Annotated in this window: 13 protein-coding genes and 3 pseudogenes; 5 read left to right on the forward strand and 11 right to left on the reverse strand. The window is 56.8% G+C overall.

Going from position 1 to position 18,632, the window contains the following annotated elements; translation table 11 throughout:
• Nucleotides 1-48: 48 nt before the first annotated feature.
• The 7 genes from MUBE_RS12565 to MUBE_RS16045 all read right to left on the reverse strand — a co-directional run bounded on the left by MUBE_RS12565 (nucleotide 49) and on the right by MUBE_RS16045 (nucleotide 9,949).
• Nucleotides 49-996 carry a PPE domain-containing protein gene (locus tag MUBE_RS12565; protein WP_116540783.1) on the reverse strand — a complete coding sequence of 316 codons (948 nt, stop codon included), beginning with the start codon at nucleotides 994-996 and terminating at the stop codon, nucleotides 49-51.
• 141 nt (nucleotides 997-1,137) lie between these two features.
• Nucleotides 1,138-1,335 (reverse strand): PPE domain-containing protein, encoded by a 198-nt coding sequence (locus MUBE_RS12570; protein WP_116540784.1) that lies wholly within the window; start codon nucleotides 1,333-1,335, stop codon nucleotides 1,138-1,140.
• A gap of 2 nt (nucleotides 1,336-1,337) precedes the next feature.
• A complete protein-coding gene (locus tag MUBE_RS12575) occupies nucleotides 1,338-1,646 on the reverse strand; it encodes a PE family protein (protein ID WP_116540785.1) in 309 nt (102 codons plus the stop codon).
• Nucleotides 1,647-1,682: 36 nt separating this feature from the next.
• Nucleotides 1,683-5,672 carry a type VII secretion protein EccCa gene (eccCa, locus tag MUBE_RS12580; RefSeq protein WP_116540786.1) on the reverse strand — a complete coding sequence of 1,330 codons (3,990 nt, stop codon included), beginning with the start codon at nucleotides 5,670-5,672 and terminating at the stop codon, nucleotides 1,683-1,685.
• The gene (gene eccB / locus MUBE_RS12585) at nucleotides 5,672-7,315 is read right to left on the reverse strand and encodes a type VII secretion protein EccB (RefSeq protein WP_116540787.1); all 1,644 of its coding nucleotides are present in this window, start codon (nucleotides 7,313-7,315) and stop codon (nucleotides 5,672-5,674) included. The genes eccCa and eccB overlap by 1 nt, the downstream gene beginning before the upstream one ends.
• Nucleotides 7,312-9,174: a type VII secretion AAA-ATPase EccA gene (gene eccA, locus MUBE_RS12590; protein WP_116540788.1), complete on the reverse strand. Its 1,863-nt coding sequence runs from the start codon at nucleotides 9,172-9,174 to the stop codon at nucleotides 7,312-7,314. The genes eccB and eccA overlap by 4 nt, the downstream gene beginning before the upstream one ends.
• Nucleotides 9,175-9,664: 490 nt before the next feature.
• Complete coding sequence (locus MUBE_RS16045; RefSeq protein WP_116540789.1) at nucleotides 9,665-9,949, reverse strand: hypothetical protein; 285 nt, start codon at nucleotides 9,947-9,949, stop codon at nucleotides 9,665-9,667.
• A 174-nt stretch (nucleotides 9,950-10,123) separates the two neighbouring features.
• Here MUBE_RS16045 and MUBE_RS19140 point away from each other — a divergent pair, with 174 nt between their 5' ends.
• Entirely contained in the window at nucleotides 10,124-10,258 is a 135-nt protein-coding gene (locus MUBE_RS19140; protein WP_279386736.1) for a hypothetical protein, read from the forward strand.
• 849 nt (nucleotides 10,259-11,107) lie between these two features.
• Here MUBE_RS19140 and MUBE_RS18390 read toward each other — a convergent pair.
• The gene (locus MUBE_RS18390; protein ID WP_243633046.1) at nucleotides 11,108-11,380 is read right to left on the reverse strand and encodes a class I SAM-dependent methyltransferase; all 273 of its coding nucleotides are present in this window, start codon (nucleotides 11,378-11,380) and stop codon (nucleotides 11,108-11,110) included.
• 223 nt (nucleotides 11,381-11,603) lie between these two features.
• On the opposite strand from MUBE_RS18390, the gene MUBE_RS12605 reads away from it, so the two are divergent.
• Nucleotides 11,604-11,975 carry a hypothetical protein gene (locus MUBE_RS12605; RefSeq protein ID WP_133297116.1) on the forward strand — a complete coding sequence of 124 codons (372 nt, stop codon included), beginning with the start codon at nucleotides 11,604-11,606 and terminating at the stop codon, nucleotides 11,973-11,975.
• Nucleotides 11,976-12,396: 421 nt separating this feature from the next.
• Here the strand turns inward: MUBE_RS12605 and MUBE_RS16050 are convergent, their stop codons facing one another.
• Entirely contained in the window at nucleotides 12,397-12,558 is a 162-nt protein-coding gene (locus tag MUBE_RS16050; RefSeq protein ID WP_165849856.1) for a hypothetical protein, read from the reverse strand.
• Nucleotides 12,559-13,934: 1,376 nt separating this feature from the next.
• Between MUBE_RS16050 and MUBE_RS16415 the strand changes: the two genes are divergently transcribed.
• Nucleotides 13,935-14,216: a hypothetical protein gene (locus tag MUBE_RS16415; RefSeq protein ID WP_207801714.1), complete on the forward strand. Its 282-nt coding sequence runs from the start codon at nucleotides 13,935-13,937 to the stop codon at nucleotides 14,214-14,216.
• A gap of 485 nt (nucleotides 14,217-14,701) precedes the next feature.
• On the opposite strand, the pseudogene MUBE_RS12620 reads toward MUBE_RS16415, so the two are convergent.
• Nucleotides 14,702-15,278: pseudogene (locus MUBE_RS12620) on the reverse strand (VOC family protein).
• Between the two features lie 799 nt (nucleotides 15,279-16,077).
• Nucleotides 16,078-16,738 (reverse strand): annotated as a pseudogene (locus MUBE_RS12625) (AMP-binding protein); the annotation flags it as partial.
• Nucleotides 16,739-16,812: 74 nt separating this feature from the next.
• Between MUBE_RS12625 and MUBE_RS18395 the strand changes: the two are divergent.
• A pseudogene (locus MUBE_RS18395) lies at nucleotides 16,813-17,233 on the forward strand (DNA polymerase domain-containing protein); the annotation flags it as partial.
• Between the two features lie 52 nt (nucleotides 17,234-17,285).
• On the forward strand, nucleotides 17,286-18,272 hold the full coding sequence (locus MUBE_RS12635; RefSeq protein WP_116540791.1) for an ABC transporter substrate-binding protein: 987 nt from the start codon (nucleotides 17,286-17,288) through the stop codon (nucleotides 18,270-18,272).
• Nucleotides 18,273-18,632 lie beyond the last annotated feature (360 nt).

Here is an 18,632-nt window from a genome sequence, read left to right on the forward strand (position 1 = left end):
GTATTGTAATTACTAACGAGCACGTGATAAAATTACGTTGTTAACTGTTCAAACCGTCTCTCTAACATAATTGTGCAGGTTGGGTTTAGCAGAATCTTCCGAACCCTGGTCCTTAGGTACCTGAAACCACCGGCACTGGTGGGCCGCCACCAACTCATCACCAGCCAGTATGGCCAGTCCGCCCGCTTGCAGTTGGGCACCTCGGCGGACTTCTTTGTACGCGGTCCCAGCAAATCCGAGCATTCCAACGCCCTGGCCGGACGCCATGACGTTTCCATGCGAACGCGACGCCCACTGTTGGAATCCAGATACACCAGATACAAGAGTTCGCCACCATAATCGCGCACCATGGCACGCTGAGACGCCGTTCCGGTCGCAGGAATGGTCGCTGCCCACACCGTAGCAGCTATAACTAATTACGCTACCCCGACGACCAGAAGCCAACGCCAATAAGTCCAGACTGCTAGCCAACGGCACCAAAAATGACGAACGTAAGATCAGGCACCAGGTCAGCCGACCAATAATGTTAAAGGACAGTTGGTAACCAATCGAAAACAACAGCGGACCGTGTGTCACCAGCACCGCTTCGGGATTGGTCAGGAATGCCTTAATGATCATTGTGGTGTTGGCAATCGGATTCTTCAAAAATTCATAGATGTCCTGGTGTACACAGAGGGACGAGTCCAGATATGCGTTCCACAGCGCCTGGAACAGCTGACAGATCCACGACACAGGGTCGTTGTCTGCGGCGTTGTTGATTTCCCTGACACCAGGATTCGGCATGACTGGCGACGCGGTGATGCGCAGCGCTGATATCAAAGCCACACCCGCGGCCATTTGATAAGCGGCTGTAGTGGCGACAACCTGAATCCACATCGACAGATAGTCGACCTCATTGAATGCAATCAGAATCGCATTGATCTCGATGAAATTCGTAGCCATGAATACTTCGTGAATAATGATGTGGTTGGTAGCCAACTCAATTAACATAGGCATCGTCAACTATACGCACTGGCATATGTCGTTGCTGCGGCCTCGTGCTGAGCGGCGACCTCCGCTCTAGCTGCACTGGCCTGCTGCGACCACAACAGACAGGTAAAATACATGCTCGGCCACATATCGCTCGGCACTAGATCCCTACCGTACCCATACCGGGAAAACCTCAGTACCGCACTGAATTCTGCTGCTACCGAGCAGTATTCGGTACTCAGCTTTTCTCATGCAACGCTTGCTCCATGCGGCGGCGGTAGCCAGCATCGATACCTGCCCGGCATCGGCGCTCAACAACACCGAATGCACTTCCGGCAGCGACGCCATCCAGAAGGTCGCGCTCATTGTCAGTCGCCCGCTATCCCATACGTCGAAGCCGCAACGACATCACCGATTTCATAACTTGCGTGAGTTTCCCCCACACTGATGCCAGCGCGGCCCAGCTCTTCAGCACCTTGAGCTGTCGACACAGCGTGTTTTTGGCCTTGAGCGCTGAACGCGGTGGCGATCTGTACCGATACCGGATCCGCTGTCGACGATACCATCGCAGTGATCCGTGGAAACGCGGCGGCACGCGTAGCTACCAGCCGTACCATCAATGCCTCTACCGCTGCACTGGTCACGGCTAGCCCCTCAGGAACTACTCGCAACGTCATGACTAAACACTCCTTGTTATCGCGTTTTAACAATCATCAGCAGAACCCGCCATCGCTGACCCGTTCTGGCACCGACTCGCCGACCAGCGGATTGACCAACTGTATATACATCGGACTATCGCTGTCGCCCAACAGAATCGCCCTTCCGGCCGGTAGCCGGCTAAATTGCTGGCCCCGAATCTTACCACTGCAGGCCGGATTACCCGCCAACATCAGCGTAGTTGCCTGCAAATCGTTCAAGCGTCGCAGCAGCTGATTAGTCATCAGCGCATGTCCCGATCCAGTAGCACGCCCCGTGACGATCACCCGCAACCCCAAATCACCAGCCTGGCCGAGTATTCCGATGAGGTTAGTCCACGGCCGCTGTCCGACATATGGACCGCTCATCGCCGGTGAATCCGGTACCTGGTCGACATCGTCGATGAGCAGGTAATGGATGTGGCCTTTAAACGTCCAGCGGGATAATTCCGCTGCCGATAAACCTGCCGATGGCCGCCGTGCTTCGATGAGGTTGGCCAGCCCAAGCATCGCCGGTATGACCCGATCGATGTTGGTGGTGTATTCATTGTCGGGAAATAGCGGCTCGTCCACGAGATGCAGCCGACGATCGAGCACAGTAAACGCCACCTGGTCGGGAGAAGAGTGTTCGCGGATCGTGCGGATAATGTGCCGTAGCAGCGTGGTCTTACCAGACTTACTGTCTCCGAACACCATTAATAACGGGTTGGTGGCGAAATCTACGACGACTGGTGCTAGATCCTCTTCACGCTGACCTATAACCACTTGTTCCGGACCCCGATAGAGGGCACCGACAGCATCAGGCGCAAGGTTGGTGGGCAGCAACCGTACCGACGGCGCAGCTAAGCCAGCATAGCGAGCATTGATCACAGCCACCTGGTCTAGCTGTGGAGTCGCGAATAGAAAATGCTCGGCTGCCATAGTCAACCCGCGGCCAGGATGGTCATGCGGGACAGCGTCGGCCGGGCGACGCAGCGTGCCAACCACTCGCACATTGCTGTCCCGAGCATCATGTAGTTTGAGCTCCAATCGCAGCCCAAGCCCGTCCCGCATCGCCAACGGCACCTCTAACCAGCTCTGCGTAGTGATAACCACATGAATACCATACGCCAGACCGATATTGACGAGCTCAGTCACCTTGGCCAACAACGGGTTACGTGTATTGAACTGATCTGTGTTGTCACGACCGAAAGCATAAAGGTTGTCGATGACGAGGAAGACCTCGCCGAAACCATCATCGGGCGCCGAGCCACTGCTCTCCTTTTCCCGGAATACCTCCCGCTGCTGCCGCGACAGCAGCAACTGCTCGAGTTCGCCGAAAGTGCGACGGATTCGTTCGGGTTCTAGTGCCGATGCAACGCTACCGACATGCGCTAGATCCTGAATCGCTCGCAGCTGTCCGCCACCGTAGTCCAGACAGTAGAACGTCACGTCATGCGGCGAATGCAGACTCGCGGCCGATAGGATAAAGGTCTGCAGTGCAGTCGATTTACCAGATTTGAGACCGCCGTGGATTACCATATTTCCGGCCGACGAGGTGGCATCAAATATCAACGGTTCGCGGCGCATTTCGAAAGGTTTGTCGATCTCGCCGAGCGGCCAACGCCACTGTCGTTGCGGCACTCCGGCACTAGCTAGCATCGCGGTCAGCGAGATCGAATCATCAAGCGGCGGCAGCCATAGCTTCGGAGCCCGGGGTCCATAGCGCGCCAACTGCTCGCCGATTGTCGCAATCAGCTTGCGCGGTGGGGCGACCAACTCATCGTCATCTTCGTTAAGGATCACGATGGAGTGATCTGGCTCTACCGCTCCGGCAGTGAACAGCTTTGGTTCTAGCGTCGCTTGCACCACACGAGTCTTGGTTAATTGTGGAGGCTCGTAGATACCGTCAACGTAGGTGCTGCGGAACTTGATCGGCGCTGCGCCGGGCGCCGGCACCAAAAAACCCATGCCCTTGTGTTCTTTGCCCGACTCGATGTGATAAGCGTCCTCCACACCGATGATCTGGCGGGAAACACTGGCACTGGCCACCTTCAACCCGATTCGGTATGATGTGTTCTTGTCGATGTCTTTGATCTTGCCGACGTCCAGCGTCTGAGAAGCGAACAAGATGTGGATTCGGAAGGAACGGCCCTTGCGTGCCACGTAGTCGAACAGCTCCGCGTACTCCGGATGGTCGGCCAGCATTAGGGTGAACTCGTCAGCTACCACGAACAGTGTAGGGATCGGTGGCAAATCGACTGCGCCGGCCGCTATTGCATTTTCGTATTCGAGAACTGAGTTGAACGCACTACCTTGAACCCGGCGGCCGGCTTCGCGCAACAGTGTCTCCCGGCGGGCCACTTCACCGCGAAGTGTGTCAGCAAACCGTTCGGCCAGCGACTTCTTCTCCGCCATATTCGAGATCACCGCAACAACCTGCGGGAAGTTCCGGAAACTGTCGGCACCGGCCTCACCTTTGAAGTCAGCGTAAATTACGATCAGCCGGTCCGCCGAGTGAGTGGTTAACAGTGACAACAGAATCGACATTAGAGTCTGCGACTTACCAGATCCTGTCATTCCGATCATCAGGCCGTGAGGACCCATGCCGCCCTCGGCTTCGTCCTTGAGGTCGAACATCAGCGGTTCACCCGTGCCAGTAACACCGATCGGTATGCGTAGCTCGTCGTCGCGGCGTCGCGGCGCCCACAGTGCGGCCACATCCAGCCGTGACGCATCCGGAATTCCCAACAATGTCGTGAAGCTGGCGCCGCAGGTAGCCGCCGAACGCAGCCCGGTGTGCGTCGGGTTGGAGTCCCACCGCGACAGCCGGCGGGCCAGGTGGGCAGCTTCGTCGGCACCGAGTTGGTCGGCGGTGTCGATATAGGGCTGCCAGCCACCGGTCTGCCAGCGTTCAATGGCACCATGCACGATATGCAGGATCGGTTGTTCGGGATCCGAATACTGTTCGCGATGCGGCGGTGTAGTGGAGCAATGTACCACCGTGACCCCGGCTCGGCTCATCGCCAGCGGTGAGGCGTTCAGATCGTAGTCGGGGTCGTCGATCACAATCATCAGGTGGCGCAACGCATCAGCCGACGCGCCGGTGAACACCGGGCGGTCGGCAAGCGCGGCCCCCAGCAGCGAGACCAACTCGTCAGGGTCAGCCGATAAATAACGAGCTGAACCGACACCATCAAACTGACCAGGAATGTCGACGTGTGGCAACCATTTAATCCAGGACCAGTCGCTGCTCTCCAGATCACGGGTGGCCAGGGCCACCCCAAACAACGCCGGGTCGTGCCAGGTCACTGCCTGAGCGATCCAGGCACGCAACGCCGCACGCGCTTCATCCTTGGAGCTTTCAGTGTCACTAAATATAGTGATCCGCGAGACTTTACTCAGGTCGATTGCGGTCGGCACGTCACGAACAGTGCGCTGGGTGTCGAGTAGACTACGTAATGCGCTGTGCGACACCGGCTCGAGGTCAACCTCGTCCGCAGTGTCTTTGACTCGCAGTGCGACAACCAACGGTGCCTGATGTCGCCCAGCCCGCACGAGCAAGAAGTCGGAGTCATGCGGGTCCCGCTCCCACTGACGGCGGAATCCGAGCACGCTTGCCAACGCCGTCGGCTCAGGGTGGGACCACTGCGCAGCCGCGCGCTGCTCGGCGGCCTGGGTCCGGATGTTATCGCGAACCACCGACAAGTACCGCAGGTAGTCGGCCCGTTCAGCATCGACCTCCTCGGTACGCATCTTGTTGTCGTTGCCACGAAACAGCGAAGTAGCTGCCAACAGTAGCACGAACGGGAAGAACAGGGTCTGTGGCGAGATCAGCCGCATACCGGTGGCGACCATCGCAACAATCATGCCGACGATCAAGAACACCATCAGAATGGGCATCACACGCTGCAGCAGCGACGGCGGAATCACGCGAGGCAATTCGGGAGGCGCTTCAATGGTGATGGCCCCCTGGCGGCTACTCGGCGGAGGCAATCGCCGGCGTGCCTCGAAAATAAGTCGGCTCATCAGGGCTCTCCGTCTGCTGTCGTCGTCCGAATGGGCCTGGCATCAGACGCCAAGCCATCGTGTGCCAGCAGTGCGTCGGCGCGCGATAGCGTCGGACCGGCCGCGAACAGCGACAGTATTGACCAAGGGACGGGCACTGCAGGTGGTTGCAGGCCAAGAGCCCCAACAATTTTATCGTGCCCACCGGCGACTCCCGGTCCGATATCAGCTTCGGTGTCAATTCCATAGCGCACCCCGGTATCGGATATCCAGAACAATGACCCGGTGGCAGGCGCAAGCTCTCCGCCACCCACAGTTTGGGCGAAGTAGCCGGTGCCGGGCGCAAGCGCAACCCGGCTGGCCGTCAAGCCGTCTCCCTGGACGCTGGCGCTAACCAACTCGACGGCGTGCACTGTATCGGGCACCGGCAGTGCCGAACCGGACATCAGGCTCAGAAAGCTGGTAGCGGCCCCGGTCGACTTACGCCAATATATGCAGCTGACCGGATCACGGTCAGCGTCAACAAGACTGATCTGCTGGCCCGGATAACGCTCGGTGTCCAGCATCTGTGACACAGGCAACTTGTTCACCTCGTCGGCACCGAGCTGAGGTGGTTGCTGCAGCCCATAGGAATTGGTATTGCGCAGGATTCCGGCAAGTACCGGTGAGATACGCTGCAGACCATCCGGCAACACCGCGTAATACCGGACCGAATCGGATAGGTTCTTGTCCAGTGCCGCCAGACCGAAGGACATCACCACCGCTCCGATCGGTACGTGCACTCCAAAGCTCGGCGTGGCACCAGCATTCGGGATGGTGGGCGCGGTAAGCGGCGGTGCTTCGGGGATCGCGTTGAACAGCCCCACCGCGATAGCCCTTGGCGTATGTGCCTTAGAAACACCGGCACCAAATCCTAATGCGTCGGTCACTGCGTGGTCAGCCAAGTCGATTTCGCTACGCTTGCCATCCCACAGCAGCCAGGTGCTGCCGCCCCGCTCGGCCGGAGCGTCAACCAAAATGCCATGCGCAGGACCCAGCACGGCGGCCCGCGTGCCGTTGCTCTCAGGCGGGCCAACAATCACCGTGACGCCCGTGCTGTGAGCAACTCGCCCACCTTCACGGCTGACAACATCACATACCGTCCAGTTCGCGTCATGGGCGTTATTTTGCACCATCCGCTCCGGTGCTCCCGGAATACCGATCAGATTGCCGCGCGGGAAGCGGTTCAGCTCAATGCTTTTCACCGTTATAGGGTTGACTGGCTTACCGATAATCAGTCGAGCTGAGGTTAGGTTGAGCACTGGGTGCAGTTTGTCACCCACCCGTACATACAGTGCGGCGCTCGACTGATCGGCAAGCACCACATTGTTACCCACCGACCCATTGGGCCGCATGGAGGAGAGCACAAAGCACCCCAGCAGTCCAGTAATTGCCAACAGCGCGCCCATCAGCACCGCACGTGACTGTGCACGCAACGGATCGACAAACATCCGAGTATCATGCAAGGCGATACCGGAAGCGATCCGGCGTATCACGAACCGCCAGCCGGTCACTTGGTGACGGGTGACAAATCCACGGCGGTAGCCCACCTTGTCGGGATTCTCATTGACCGGCGTTCGCGAAGAGAACGAACGCCGTCCTTGATCCGACTCATTGGTCGTCATGCCGGTACCGTGAGTCCAAGACCGCGTAGCAGCGGCTCTACCGAACTCCGTACATCCTCGGACGTCACGGTCATGAGTTCTTCGTCGCTAAACTCAGCGGTACCAGCATGTTCCGAGTGGTCCAACCGGAATTCACGTTCTTCTTCGGAACGTTCGACGATGTTGCGGACAAATCGCCCGTTACCCGCGATGTCGAGGCTGCGCCGAGAAATTCCATTGGAATCAAGTGTCGACGATGTGGCCAATTTAGTGAACAAAACTTCCAACTCGTCGAGCGCGGCTTGCTCGAAGACGCTGTCTCGCTGTTCGGCCATCTTGTGCGCGATCTCAACCAGCTCATGTGATGCGTATGAGGGAAAATCGATATTGCGGGTGAACCGCGACCGTAGACCTTCGTTAGTGTCCAGGAACTTATCTAGATCAGCGCGATAGCCAGCTATAATCACGACTAACCGGTCACGATCGTTCTCCATCCGTGCTAACAAAGTGTCGATAGCCACCAAACCGAAGTCATTTTTAGCGCCCGTAGCCACCAGAGCATAGGCCTCGTCAAGGAACAGCACCCCGTCCAGTGCGCTGTCAATGACCGCGTTAGTCTTAGCCTCTGTCTCGCCGATATGCTGACCGATGAGGTCGACGCGATGTACTTCTCGGATATTCTCCTTCTTTAAAAGGCCTAAGCCGCAATAGATTTTGGCAACCACCCGGGCGATGGTGGTCTTGCCCGTGCCGGGTGGCCCAGCGAAGACGAGATGGTGGGCCCGTTGCGCTACCATAAGCCCACGCTGCTTGCGCACCAATTCCATAGTCACCGCACTCTTTAAGCGTGACACTTGGTTTTTGACCTCGTCCAGACCAATGAATTCGGTGAGCTGTTGCTCGGCCTCATGGAGTAGTATGGCTTTGCGTTCGTGGGCCGCGGGGTCGACGAAGTCTTCCACGCTGGGTTCGGTGTCTGGATCCCAGGGATCGGTGCGAGCATCGATCCGGGCCGCGGTAGTGGTCAAGATCCCAAAACTGGTGTCGGACAAAGCCTGTTCGATCTGTTCATCCTCCGGATGCGCTGCGTACAAATCCTGTAGTACCTCGCTGGCGGACTCCTCATCGATGTGTGCACGTAGCACCAGCGCTTTGGCTAACGCACCATCCACAGCTGCCACCGCGACCGGACCCGTAGGTTCCTCCAGATAAGACAGTGCCGGCGCAAACATGCCCAGCCGAGCTAGCGCGGTACCTAATACGATCTTGACGGCGTGCACATAAACCTCGCCGAGATTGGGGTCATTGACGATCGGCGTCAGCAGCTTGACGACATCTGACCAACGCCTAGCGCGATAGTGGATGACGGCGGAGACCCAACGGGCATTGCGCCAACCTGGCCGGCGGTCGATGATGCCAGTTACGATCTGGTCGGCTTCGGCATAGTGTCTGGGCTTCCCTGTTGACGCCAATGACGCCGCATAAGCGAGGTGGAAATCATCCGGGTCGGTGGCCCGGAACTGCAGGTACAGCCCAGTGTCATAGTGAAAGCTTAACGCGGTGGGAGCCAGCTCCACCTGGCGCTGCAGCATGCCCGCGGTGTCAACGGTACGCGAAATCGCTGCCAACACAGGCGTGGACACGTCGCCAGCAGCGGCTAATCCGGTCCAGGCGTCGCATTGATCATGAGCGATGCGGGTGAGTGCGGTGAAACCCGACCGAGCGGCAGCCAGGTCAGCTGGCCGCTGGCGATCGTATACCACAATGCCGAGTGTGCGGCAACAGGTAGCGAATCGGCTAACAACGTCGCCATCCACCTTGACGTGTGACCGAGCAATGGCAGACTGCACGCCAAGCTTGCCTGTGTCACTGTGTTTCACGTCCGCTTTGTCTCCCGTACCTAAGTATCGGCTAACCCGATCCGCCTGAAATTCGCATTGCATAAGATCACTGTCGAGCTGCTCATACCCGCTCGCTTCACAACTCAACTCCGGTTTCCGTGGCACCGATCAGGGTGTTATGCATTAACGTGTGGGCTGCTTTCACAGCGATATCGTCACCCAATAACCTTACTAAATATGATTATCATATTCAAAAGATTTCGTTCAGCTCTGGCCCTCCGCGCCAAGCTACCGTTGCTCAGCCTCCCAATGTACCGAGCCTCCTAGAAACCGCCAGTCCACTGCCGAATCCATCACCAGTCAGCATGGCCAATCCCACCGTCGCCTGACCGGCGTCACGAAGCATAGTTCCAGCAAAACCCAGAATCCACGCCTGTTGACCCAGCGCAATCGCTGCAGTGACCGACCTTTACCCAGCGGTACGCCCCAATCTGACTCAACCTGAACATCCATCTACATAAACTTGTCGCTATAGCCAAGCAGCTGGCTGGATGCGCCATCGCACCCAACTCCTGACGACAGCCGTCTCCGCAGCCACAGTACCGGGCGCAGGCACCTCTCTCTGCGTACTGATGCTCGCATCGATGCTGATGGACGCGCCCAACTCAAAGCCGGGAGGACCCACCGAACAGAGGTAACCAAAACTCCCTGGACCAACAAGCGGCAGCGTAGAAGCGCCCACCATGAGCACCATGGTTGGCGGAGCCAGGGCCGTAATCGGCGCGGAGGCAAAGGCGAGCACACCACTCAGCACCAGAGGTGCTAGTAACCACTGGCAGACCAGAAAATTGAGATGTCAATGTAGCGGCCACTGCGGCCGGAGCAACCTGAACCCCCACATATCAGACTGTAGTTGTACTACCACCCCGGCTAAATGTTGTGAAAATTCCAGTACATCTCTCCACAAAATTTCAGGAACCTCCAGGAAATGATTCGTCCACCAACTCAGCTCGTATGGATTGCCAGCGTCATCATCGGCAATGTCTTGATCATCGCTATTGGCGCCGCGGTCAGAGCTGTCCGGATTTTCGATTTGCAGCGCCAGATCAGCCTGTGGTGCTGATCGTTGATGCCACCACGCTAGAGACCGCCCGCTAAGTGGTCATCGTGGCGACCGCCTGGATCTACATCTACATACAGCCGGCCTTGATTTAGCGCAATTGGTGGGTATAGTCGCCATCTTGGGGCGATACTGAGCCCAAAGAAACTCGTAGCTATACATCGCATAGCTGATGGCCAGCCCCATCCAAGTCGGCATCACGGCCAACGTAATACTTTACACAGCGGCCCACGCTCTCTATGTTTTACCGCGATTCCCTCACTGTTGGTGCTAGCCCACATCAGCCACAGCACACACCAGCTAGACCACCACATCAGCAATTACCAGAAGCGTCATGGAAGAGACTCCTCATCGATAGAAGCGGACTCAACGATCGCGCCACCACACAACTGGTAGTCGGTGCTAAGCGCGGAAAAGCTCCGGCATGGGGGCACAATTCTCTCCTGAGTTCTCGCACTGGGGTAACAAAAACCCGACACTAAGCCACCCCGTCTCCTGGCAGCACTAACCACGGACTGGAGGTGACCATCAACCCAGCTTGGGCTTCGGGTCTGGCCATCAGCCGACCTGGCGCATATAACCTGCCAACGAAGTGCTGATTACAGCCCAACCTCGGGCGCCTAACCACTTGGTGGCCGATAGGTAAGCCATATAACACCGTGGCAATCTACGCAAACGGTACTATATTAATGTTCCGACGGTACTATATTAATATTATTATATTAAACCCACTGTTCCACAACTCTATAAAGCCAGTTATCGCGCAGACCGATCACGATCCCACAACGATCGGTACGCGGTTGGGTCCCCGGGCCGGTAAGCACCTAGCGTTTGAAGTCAATGACCTATGGATTAGGCCAACTCAAAAATTGCCGTCGCATTGTACCACGCCAGCCGGCAGGTGAGAGAGTCCAGTCCTGCCGCCAAGACGATCACCTGTCGCACATCGGCACTGACAGACAGCTCGCCGAAAGTACTCATCGAAGTACTTGGGTGCGCGCCCTGGAGGTTGATGAAATACTCGCCGAAGTCACTGGTTTTGAGTGGATGATCGGGTTCTTTGCCATCGAGAACGTCGACCGCGACACTACCAACGACACAACAAAATACTTTCACATAAGGCATCGACGGCCAGCGGATCAGGCCTCTGTACCTCCAATGCTCGCATGGTCACCACGAATAATACCACCGAGCTGGCACTTTAATACAGTCGAACCGACACTTGGAATGATATCCTACCTACTCATCACCCCAACTCACACTACAGATGTGACCGCAACATTTTCCCCTGCCCGGGACAACCACACCGGCCAACAGAGACGCAGCGGAGTAGTGAAGTCATGTGCTAGTGAGCCACGTTGTCGCTGTGCTCATAGGTACCGTATTGCCAGCCAATGTGGTTAAACCCGCCCCTTCAGCGACCGCCTTCTTTGGTTCGGTGCCGACGAACCAAAGATATTTCGACGCCCTGACCCGAGGCCACCGTCGACGCGATTGGCTACTCGATGAGCGTGGCGCCCCAGTCGGGCTCAACATGAACATTCATGTCTATAAACCCGTCGCCCGCCCCGCCCAACCCTACCCGCTGTCGTCGCCGCACTTGTGCCTGCTCGCACGGGCCGTCACCGCGGCTGCCCCGAGACCATCCGGCTCCGAGATCTTTCTCTTGGGACTGACATTCATCCCAAAGCCGAACCCCATGCCGGGAGGTGCCGCATAGCAAGACCGAAAACCCGTCCCACCCGTCGATGGCAGTGTCGGTGGCATAGAACCAGCAACAATACTCGACGCATGCCAAGGAGCGGACACCGAAACCATCGGTAGGGACACCGTGGGCGGGGCCGCTAGTCAGGGCTTCTCAGCAACCGGCCATGACATTTAGACGCGACAGCAACGGATGCTAACGTCGGTACCCGAACCAGGACCAGCGAACTCAACCAGCATGGCAAGGCCACCTCTAGACCCGGTCACGGAAATCGCTGCGCCGACCATCACCACACCATGTCTGCAGCTGACTCGCAACGCAATGTGATCTGGTCAGTTGAACGGCGCCGAGCTAAACAGGTACTGGAAAGCTGTCAGCGGATTTGTCCTTAAAATATTCGGCAAATTGTCTTGGAAATCCTCAAAAGTTCGAGGCTTCAAGCGGTCCAGTATATCACTTTACCCGGGTTTACATACGCGTGGTAGTCGAGCACGTTAACGGTGCTTTCGTCGGGGTCCCAATCGATCCTGACGTTCCATGTAATGTCGGGAATGACATCTCCTACCCAGTTATAGATCACCGGATCATACGCACCCATGGCGGTACCGCTGAGTTGTTATGCACTGAAGTCATCGCCCTAGTGGCAATGGCTAGTGCTTCATAATAACTCATCGTGACAGCACCCTGAATTCACGTCTGGCACGTACTGGATTGCGTTGAGCATAATCGGGTACGGTGTTGACCTCCAAGAAGCTGGTCGACACGAAGGCTCCATGGTAGGTCTTGGTTACCGTCCAGTTCAAGCGTGGCCGCCAACACCACAGCATTAGTCTCGTGTAGGGCAGTCTTTTCTGCGTTGGCCTGTGTAAACCACATCAGGCACGGGGCATGAACGAGCACAAACGATTCCACGCTTGGACCCTCTTACACGCTGGCCTGCACCGCTGCCAATAACGCGTCAAGTTATTGTGCCAATGCGGCATATTTAGCACTTAACAACTTCCATGTCCCTACCGTTGTTAGCAGGGGCCACGGTTCCAGATCGCTGCTAAGCAACGCTGAATACACCTCCGGCGGTAGAATCTATCCACATAGCGACGCCGACGAAGCTACCTGCAGACGGTCTCGCCACGCGTGATGCCGACCCGAGCGGTCAACCCATGAGCATTTACACCGGTGGCGACCAGACCGTTCAGTGTCCCAGCGTGGCGTGCCAGACTAGCGGATGCCTCGTCTTGACCTACCGATCCAGATCTCACAGCAACACGTTGAAAGAAAACTGCCGAACAGACCGCAGGATGAAGCTGGTTCGCAGTAGTCAATACGGGCTATCCACCGGTTGAATCACCGTTGTTCGACAGCTTCCCATAATAACCTCATCTGGCCGCGGAATCACTGCGACAAGAATCCGATGATAATCAACAGCGTGACATTCTCCGACAGTCGCCGCCCAGGATGTTATAAAGCGATGCCCTTGATACAGACTGCAGCGATCGGATACAGGTAATCACGGACAGTGTCGCCGATGTGCACTTTAGCCAACGATTCCTACCGGTACCAACCGAAGGCTTCCCGATCCGGTGGTCACATTCCAGATGACACCTGCAACGTTGTCACTAGCGTCATATCACCAGCTACCAGCATCCCCGTCACTTAATCCACCGATTAAGATGCGGTAAATATCAACCACGACCTTGCAGAAATACATCCCCACCTATAGCTACAATTTAATATCAAAATATAGTACTGCATCGGGCTTTCAGTTGTCAAATAGACTTGCGCATCCACGTGGTTCACCACGTGACAGAAGGCCGCTTTCTGAGCACCATTGCCGACGATGGCCACGACGAATAATAAGGCGAATAAAGTATTAAAGTACAGTGTGCACCCGTTTGACTGGGTGCAAGCTCAAGCGGCCACTGCCGACACGACTCTCTACATAAATCCTAGCCGACGCCGGGTTGCGCCAGTTTCATGATCACGTTAGCCGGACCGACCAGTAGCACCACACACACCAGTCCGTCGCGCAAACCGGCCAACGACTACCCTACAGTAGCAGCGCATTTCGTCGTCAGTGGCGTCAGACAAGCTGCCAGCGCCTGGCTGGCCGGCAACGTCAACCTTGAATCCAACCAATTGGTGTCGCTGCTCGACGAGCTCGCCGACCCCTACCTGTACCGTCCCCGTCTCACGCGAACAACGACATCTAACACAACCGCATCCTCGGCTCCAGCAGCCACAAACCTGTCCGGATGAGTCGCATGATGCAGTGCGCACCTGCGACCATCAGAATCGCCAAGGGAACCCCAACCAGCAGGGCCGTTATCACCAATAACCAGAGGTCATTGGGTCCAGCTATCATCAGGCTTAATCATGCGTCGCAGATCAGCAGCACCCTAGAGGTGGACGCAGCGAACGTAAGCAGCTGCCGGCGCAAGTATCTGATCAAGGCGATGGCCAATATGAACTCGACCAATTGAGATGTCGAATCTCACCCAGATAGCGGGCAAGTTATGGGCAATATCGCTCTGCGACAGTGTTATTGCGAGATATACAAATCCAGGGGACCAATATGATCGCACCACTGATTATCAGACTCAGTCGGATACGCCACATTCGGCTGCAGGCCACCGGATCCACCAGGTCGCTCAGCGGCCGCACCAGTCAAGAAACCAGCTCGTTCCGCTGCTCGAGAGACAATGCCGCGATCTGCGCATCAGTCAAAACACGATCAGTCATAGTTAGCGCTGAGCTACCGTGAGAGGCCGCCGGTAAGCAACCGTCTTCGATACAGACTGCACACCTATGTATACTGAACCGCTTTGTCCAGCAATAGAATTTCAGCGTAGTGCCATCGCGATTCTGTAAGTAGAACGACCAAAAGTGTACTCCTGGATGCACTGTCACAGAAACCTGTGTCTCGCTCTCGTCGTTATTGAGCACCAGGCAGACCCGCACGCCTTTGTCCTTAAGCCGTTGCCGGTACACGTCGAACTTCTCAGCAGATAGGTGAAACGCCAGATGGTTCATCGTGCTCACCGCGCTGGTGATGAGCAGCGATGCCTGCGATGATGCCCAGCGACGAGACGCTCAGGCGTCTCAGAAAGCCAGAATAATGCCACACAGTCCTCATTGCCGGTGTCGAAAAAGAAATGCTGGCCGTGCCTCCGGATAGATCGAGCAACTTAATCAGCAGAATGCCGAAGAAAGATGTTGCTATAAAAAATACACGGTACGCATCATGTCTGAAAACACCAGCGCGACATGGTTGATCCCGCCGAGATGGAACTCATTGTTGGTGTTATGCGGCTTGACCACCATTCGGCTCCCCTCGATCCGCGGTGAACTTAGAAACCTAGCTCTGGCCAGGTTCCACTAACATCAATTTCAGCCTTGCTCTAGAGATTCCCCGTGCACGAAACGCATACCACGCGCGAAAAGGGAGTGCCAGGCGTCAATCGCGACAGAACCTGGTGGCCGGACTAGCTGAGCGTTCGACACACCGCGGCCGACAAACATAAACAGCGATCGCCAACACCGTCCGAACCGTCATCATGTGCAAAGACATCCTCGCAACTACCATCGCTGGCATAGCCGCCGAAGCAGACCGTTCCATGGCCTTACAATACTTTACCACTACTACGACTCCAAGAAAATGATGGTCCGTCAGTTGGCCCTTACACTTTTGCAACGAGACCAAACTAGCGTGCACTTTCAATGACTTGACATGACCTGCTCAAACATGATGGTACATGCCAGGCCGCTGGGTTGGCCAGGCGTTACCGCAGTTAGCGATGGTCATGACCACTTCGGCTAGCACAGAGCCAAGATGTGCGCTATCTCGATCTCGTTTAGCGCCAAAACTGGAGTTCGAGTCCGCGGCCGGGGCTCTATTCAGGGTACAACTGCAGCGTACGTCTGGATCAAGCCATTGTTGCCGCGCGACATATCCCCGAGATCGCCACTAATGAATCTCGCAATTGTGCAGCTCGCGCTTGAGAAGCTTACCGGTGGGGTTACGTGGTCATTCTTCGAGGAAGATCACTTCCCGCGGCACCTTGTAGCGGGCCAGATGGTCACGGACATAGGTTTTGATCGCGTCCTCATCAATGGCGGCGTACTGCAAGATGCCACCAAGCGGCGTCAGTGTCCCCGAAGCATTGCGGTTGACCCCCCGGGGATTGCCTGGTCGTCCCGCTAGTCAGAATGATGACCGAGGTACGCTTAGCTATCTTAAGAACGGGCGCGGAACTGCTGCGCACGATGGGCTCCGCCAATGCCTCGTCAATACTATCAGACAGCTGGGATTCGTCAGAGTTAACACCAAGCGCCCCCAGCCTACCCGGCGGCGGCTCGGCCAAACTGACGGCCTAGGTGTATTCATCATCATAGATGATCACCTTGTGGCGCCCTCGTGCTCCGACACCTCTCTTGGATTTACGGACCGGAAAATTCGCTGTTGAGCAGAACATGCAGGCACCCGCCCGCGCAAAGCCGTAGTTCGCGATGACAAACCGGCGGTGGTTGCGCGCCAGGATGGCGATACCGTCCCCGCCGCAGACCCCTTTGGCAAGCAGTCCGTTGACTACCGCGTGAGCGGCCTGGTCGAGTTCCGTGTAAGTGCAGTGTCCCCTTTATCTCTTCTGTCGATGAACGTCGCGCTATGCGGAAATGGCCTTGCGTGCACCTCCAGCCGCATGACTATAATTGTCCCACTTTCTTATGCCAGCAGCCATCGCAGCATAGGTCAGCAACGGTTCGAACCTAAGCACGCCCGACGCGAACCCGAGGCGTTCATCATCGCCGCCGCGCCCAATACTGTTCACTGAAATCGGTACCCGGATGCCGGAGTGTTAACGACGCAATCGGGAGACTTGGCCTACTGCTGATGCTGGCCGAATAACTTGGGTCCCCCAGAGAAGACGTCTAAAGCGTCCGAAAAAACTGTAGGCCCCGGTAGCGGCCGGCGCCCAATCCTCAATACCACTTATCGAGATAGCTCGAACTAAAACCAGAGACGAGGCAATTACCAGGCTGGATGCGTGGCGCGACCGCTATTCCACCACAGCCGCCCGGTTATAGCCTGCCGATGTCTTAGTCAACGGCATGCGAGGGCCGAGTTCGATCTGGTATCGAGTCCGGATCAACCTGCAACATGCGCCGATCGACCTGCACCCATCTCAGGACGGCTAGTCGCCGATTACAACCAGTGGTGCGGCTACAAGCCGAAAACCTTTCGGAACCATCAAGCGGGACACCATAACTCGAGCTAGTCGCGCCGCCTATCGGGGCAGCTACGAGACCGCCACGCGATACGCTCACGCGATGCGAGACGGATGGGATCGGCGCGGGTTCCTGCAGCTCGCCGGCGCCGCAGGACTGCTGGGCATCGGGAGTTGCTCGTTACTCAAACGGCCGCCGGTGCCCCCCGGCGGTGAGGTGGTGACCATCACCCACCTTTTCGGTAAAACCGTCATCAAAGAGCCGCCCAAGCGAGTTGTTAGTGCCGGCTACACCGAGCAAGACGACCTGCTCGCAGTAGGAACTGTACCTATCGCGGTAACCGACTGGTTCGGTAATCAGCCGTTCGCGGTGTGGCCGTGGGCCCAACCTAAACTCGGCATCGCACAACCGGTGGTGTTAAATCTGGACAACGGTATCCCGGTCGACCAAATCGCCGGACTAAAACCCGACCTGATTGTGGCGATCAATGCTGGCGTGGACGCCGCTACATACCAGAAACTGTCGGCGATCGCCCCGACTGTCCCGCAGTCGGATGGCGACGCGTTCTTCGAGCCGTGGAAGGATCAGGCCACCACGATCGGACAAGCGATGTTTCAGGCCGATCACATGAAGTCGCTTATCGATACCGTCGATAAGCGGTTCACCGACATTGCCCAGCAGAATCCGCGATGGAAGGGTAAGAAAGTGTTGTTGATGGAAGGCACCTTACGGCAAGGCACTGTGGTCGCAACCATCGCGGGCTGGCGGACCGACTTCCTCAATGAAATGGGTTTGGTCATCGCCGACAGCATCAAACCGTTCGGCGACGATCATCGCGCGGTCATCCCACGCGATCACATCAAAACTGTGCTCGATTCCGCTGACGTGGTGATCTGGTTGACCGAGGGGCCAGATGGCCAAAAGACACTGCTGGCCGACCCCGACGTGGCAGCATCGCAAGCGACAGCACAAAACCGCCACATTTTCACAACTAAGGACCAAGCCGGCGCAATAGCTTTTTCGTCGACATTGAGCTACCCGCTGGTCGCCGACCAACTACCGGCACAAATCGGCAAGATTCTGGGGTAGTCTTAGCCAGATTACCTGCCTTTGAGCGTTTTCTAAGGCGTCTCTGGCAGTGCTCCAAAATCCCTCCCCATTCCCTCGTTCCTACCCTGATTCTGGCGTTACCGCCGAAGAAATTAAGCGTTACGGATCTGGCAATCAACCATGCGCAGGACCTATCTAAGGGGTTGGTCGTGACCAGTAACGTTCGCGACTATGGCGATCAAGCACATACGCTGCCGATACGGCAACACCGTTTAGGTATTGGCGTGGGCGGCTGTGTTGCGTACGGCAGCAGTGCCCAGTATGGGCAACCTTGCCCCGGGCGCCCGCACCGTACTGGTGAAGCTCGACGAACCCCACATCCAAGGAGTCATCCGTTAG

The organism is Mycobacterium uberis, from assembly GCF_003408705.1.
GTDB lineage: Bacteria > Actinomycetota > Actinomycetes > Mycobacteriales > Mycobacteriaceae > Mycobacterium > Mycobacterium uberis.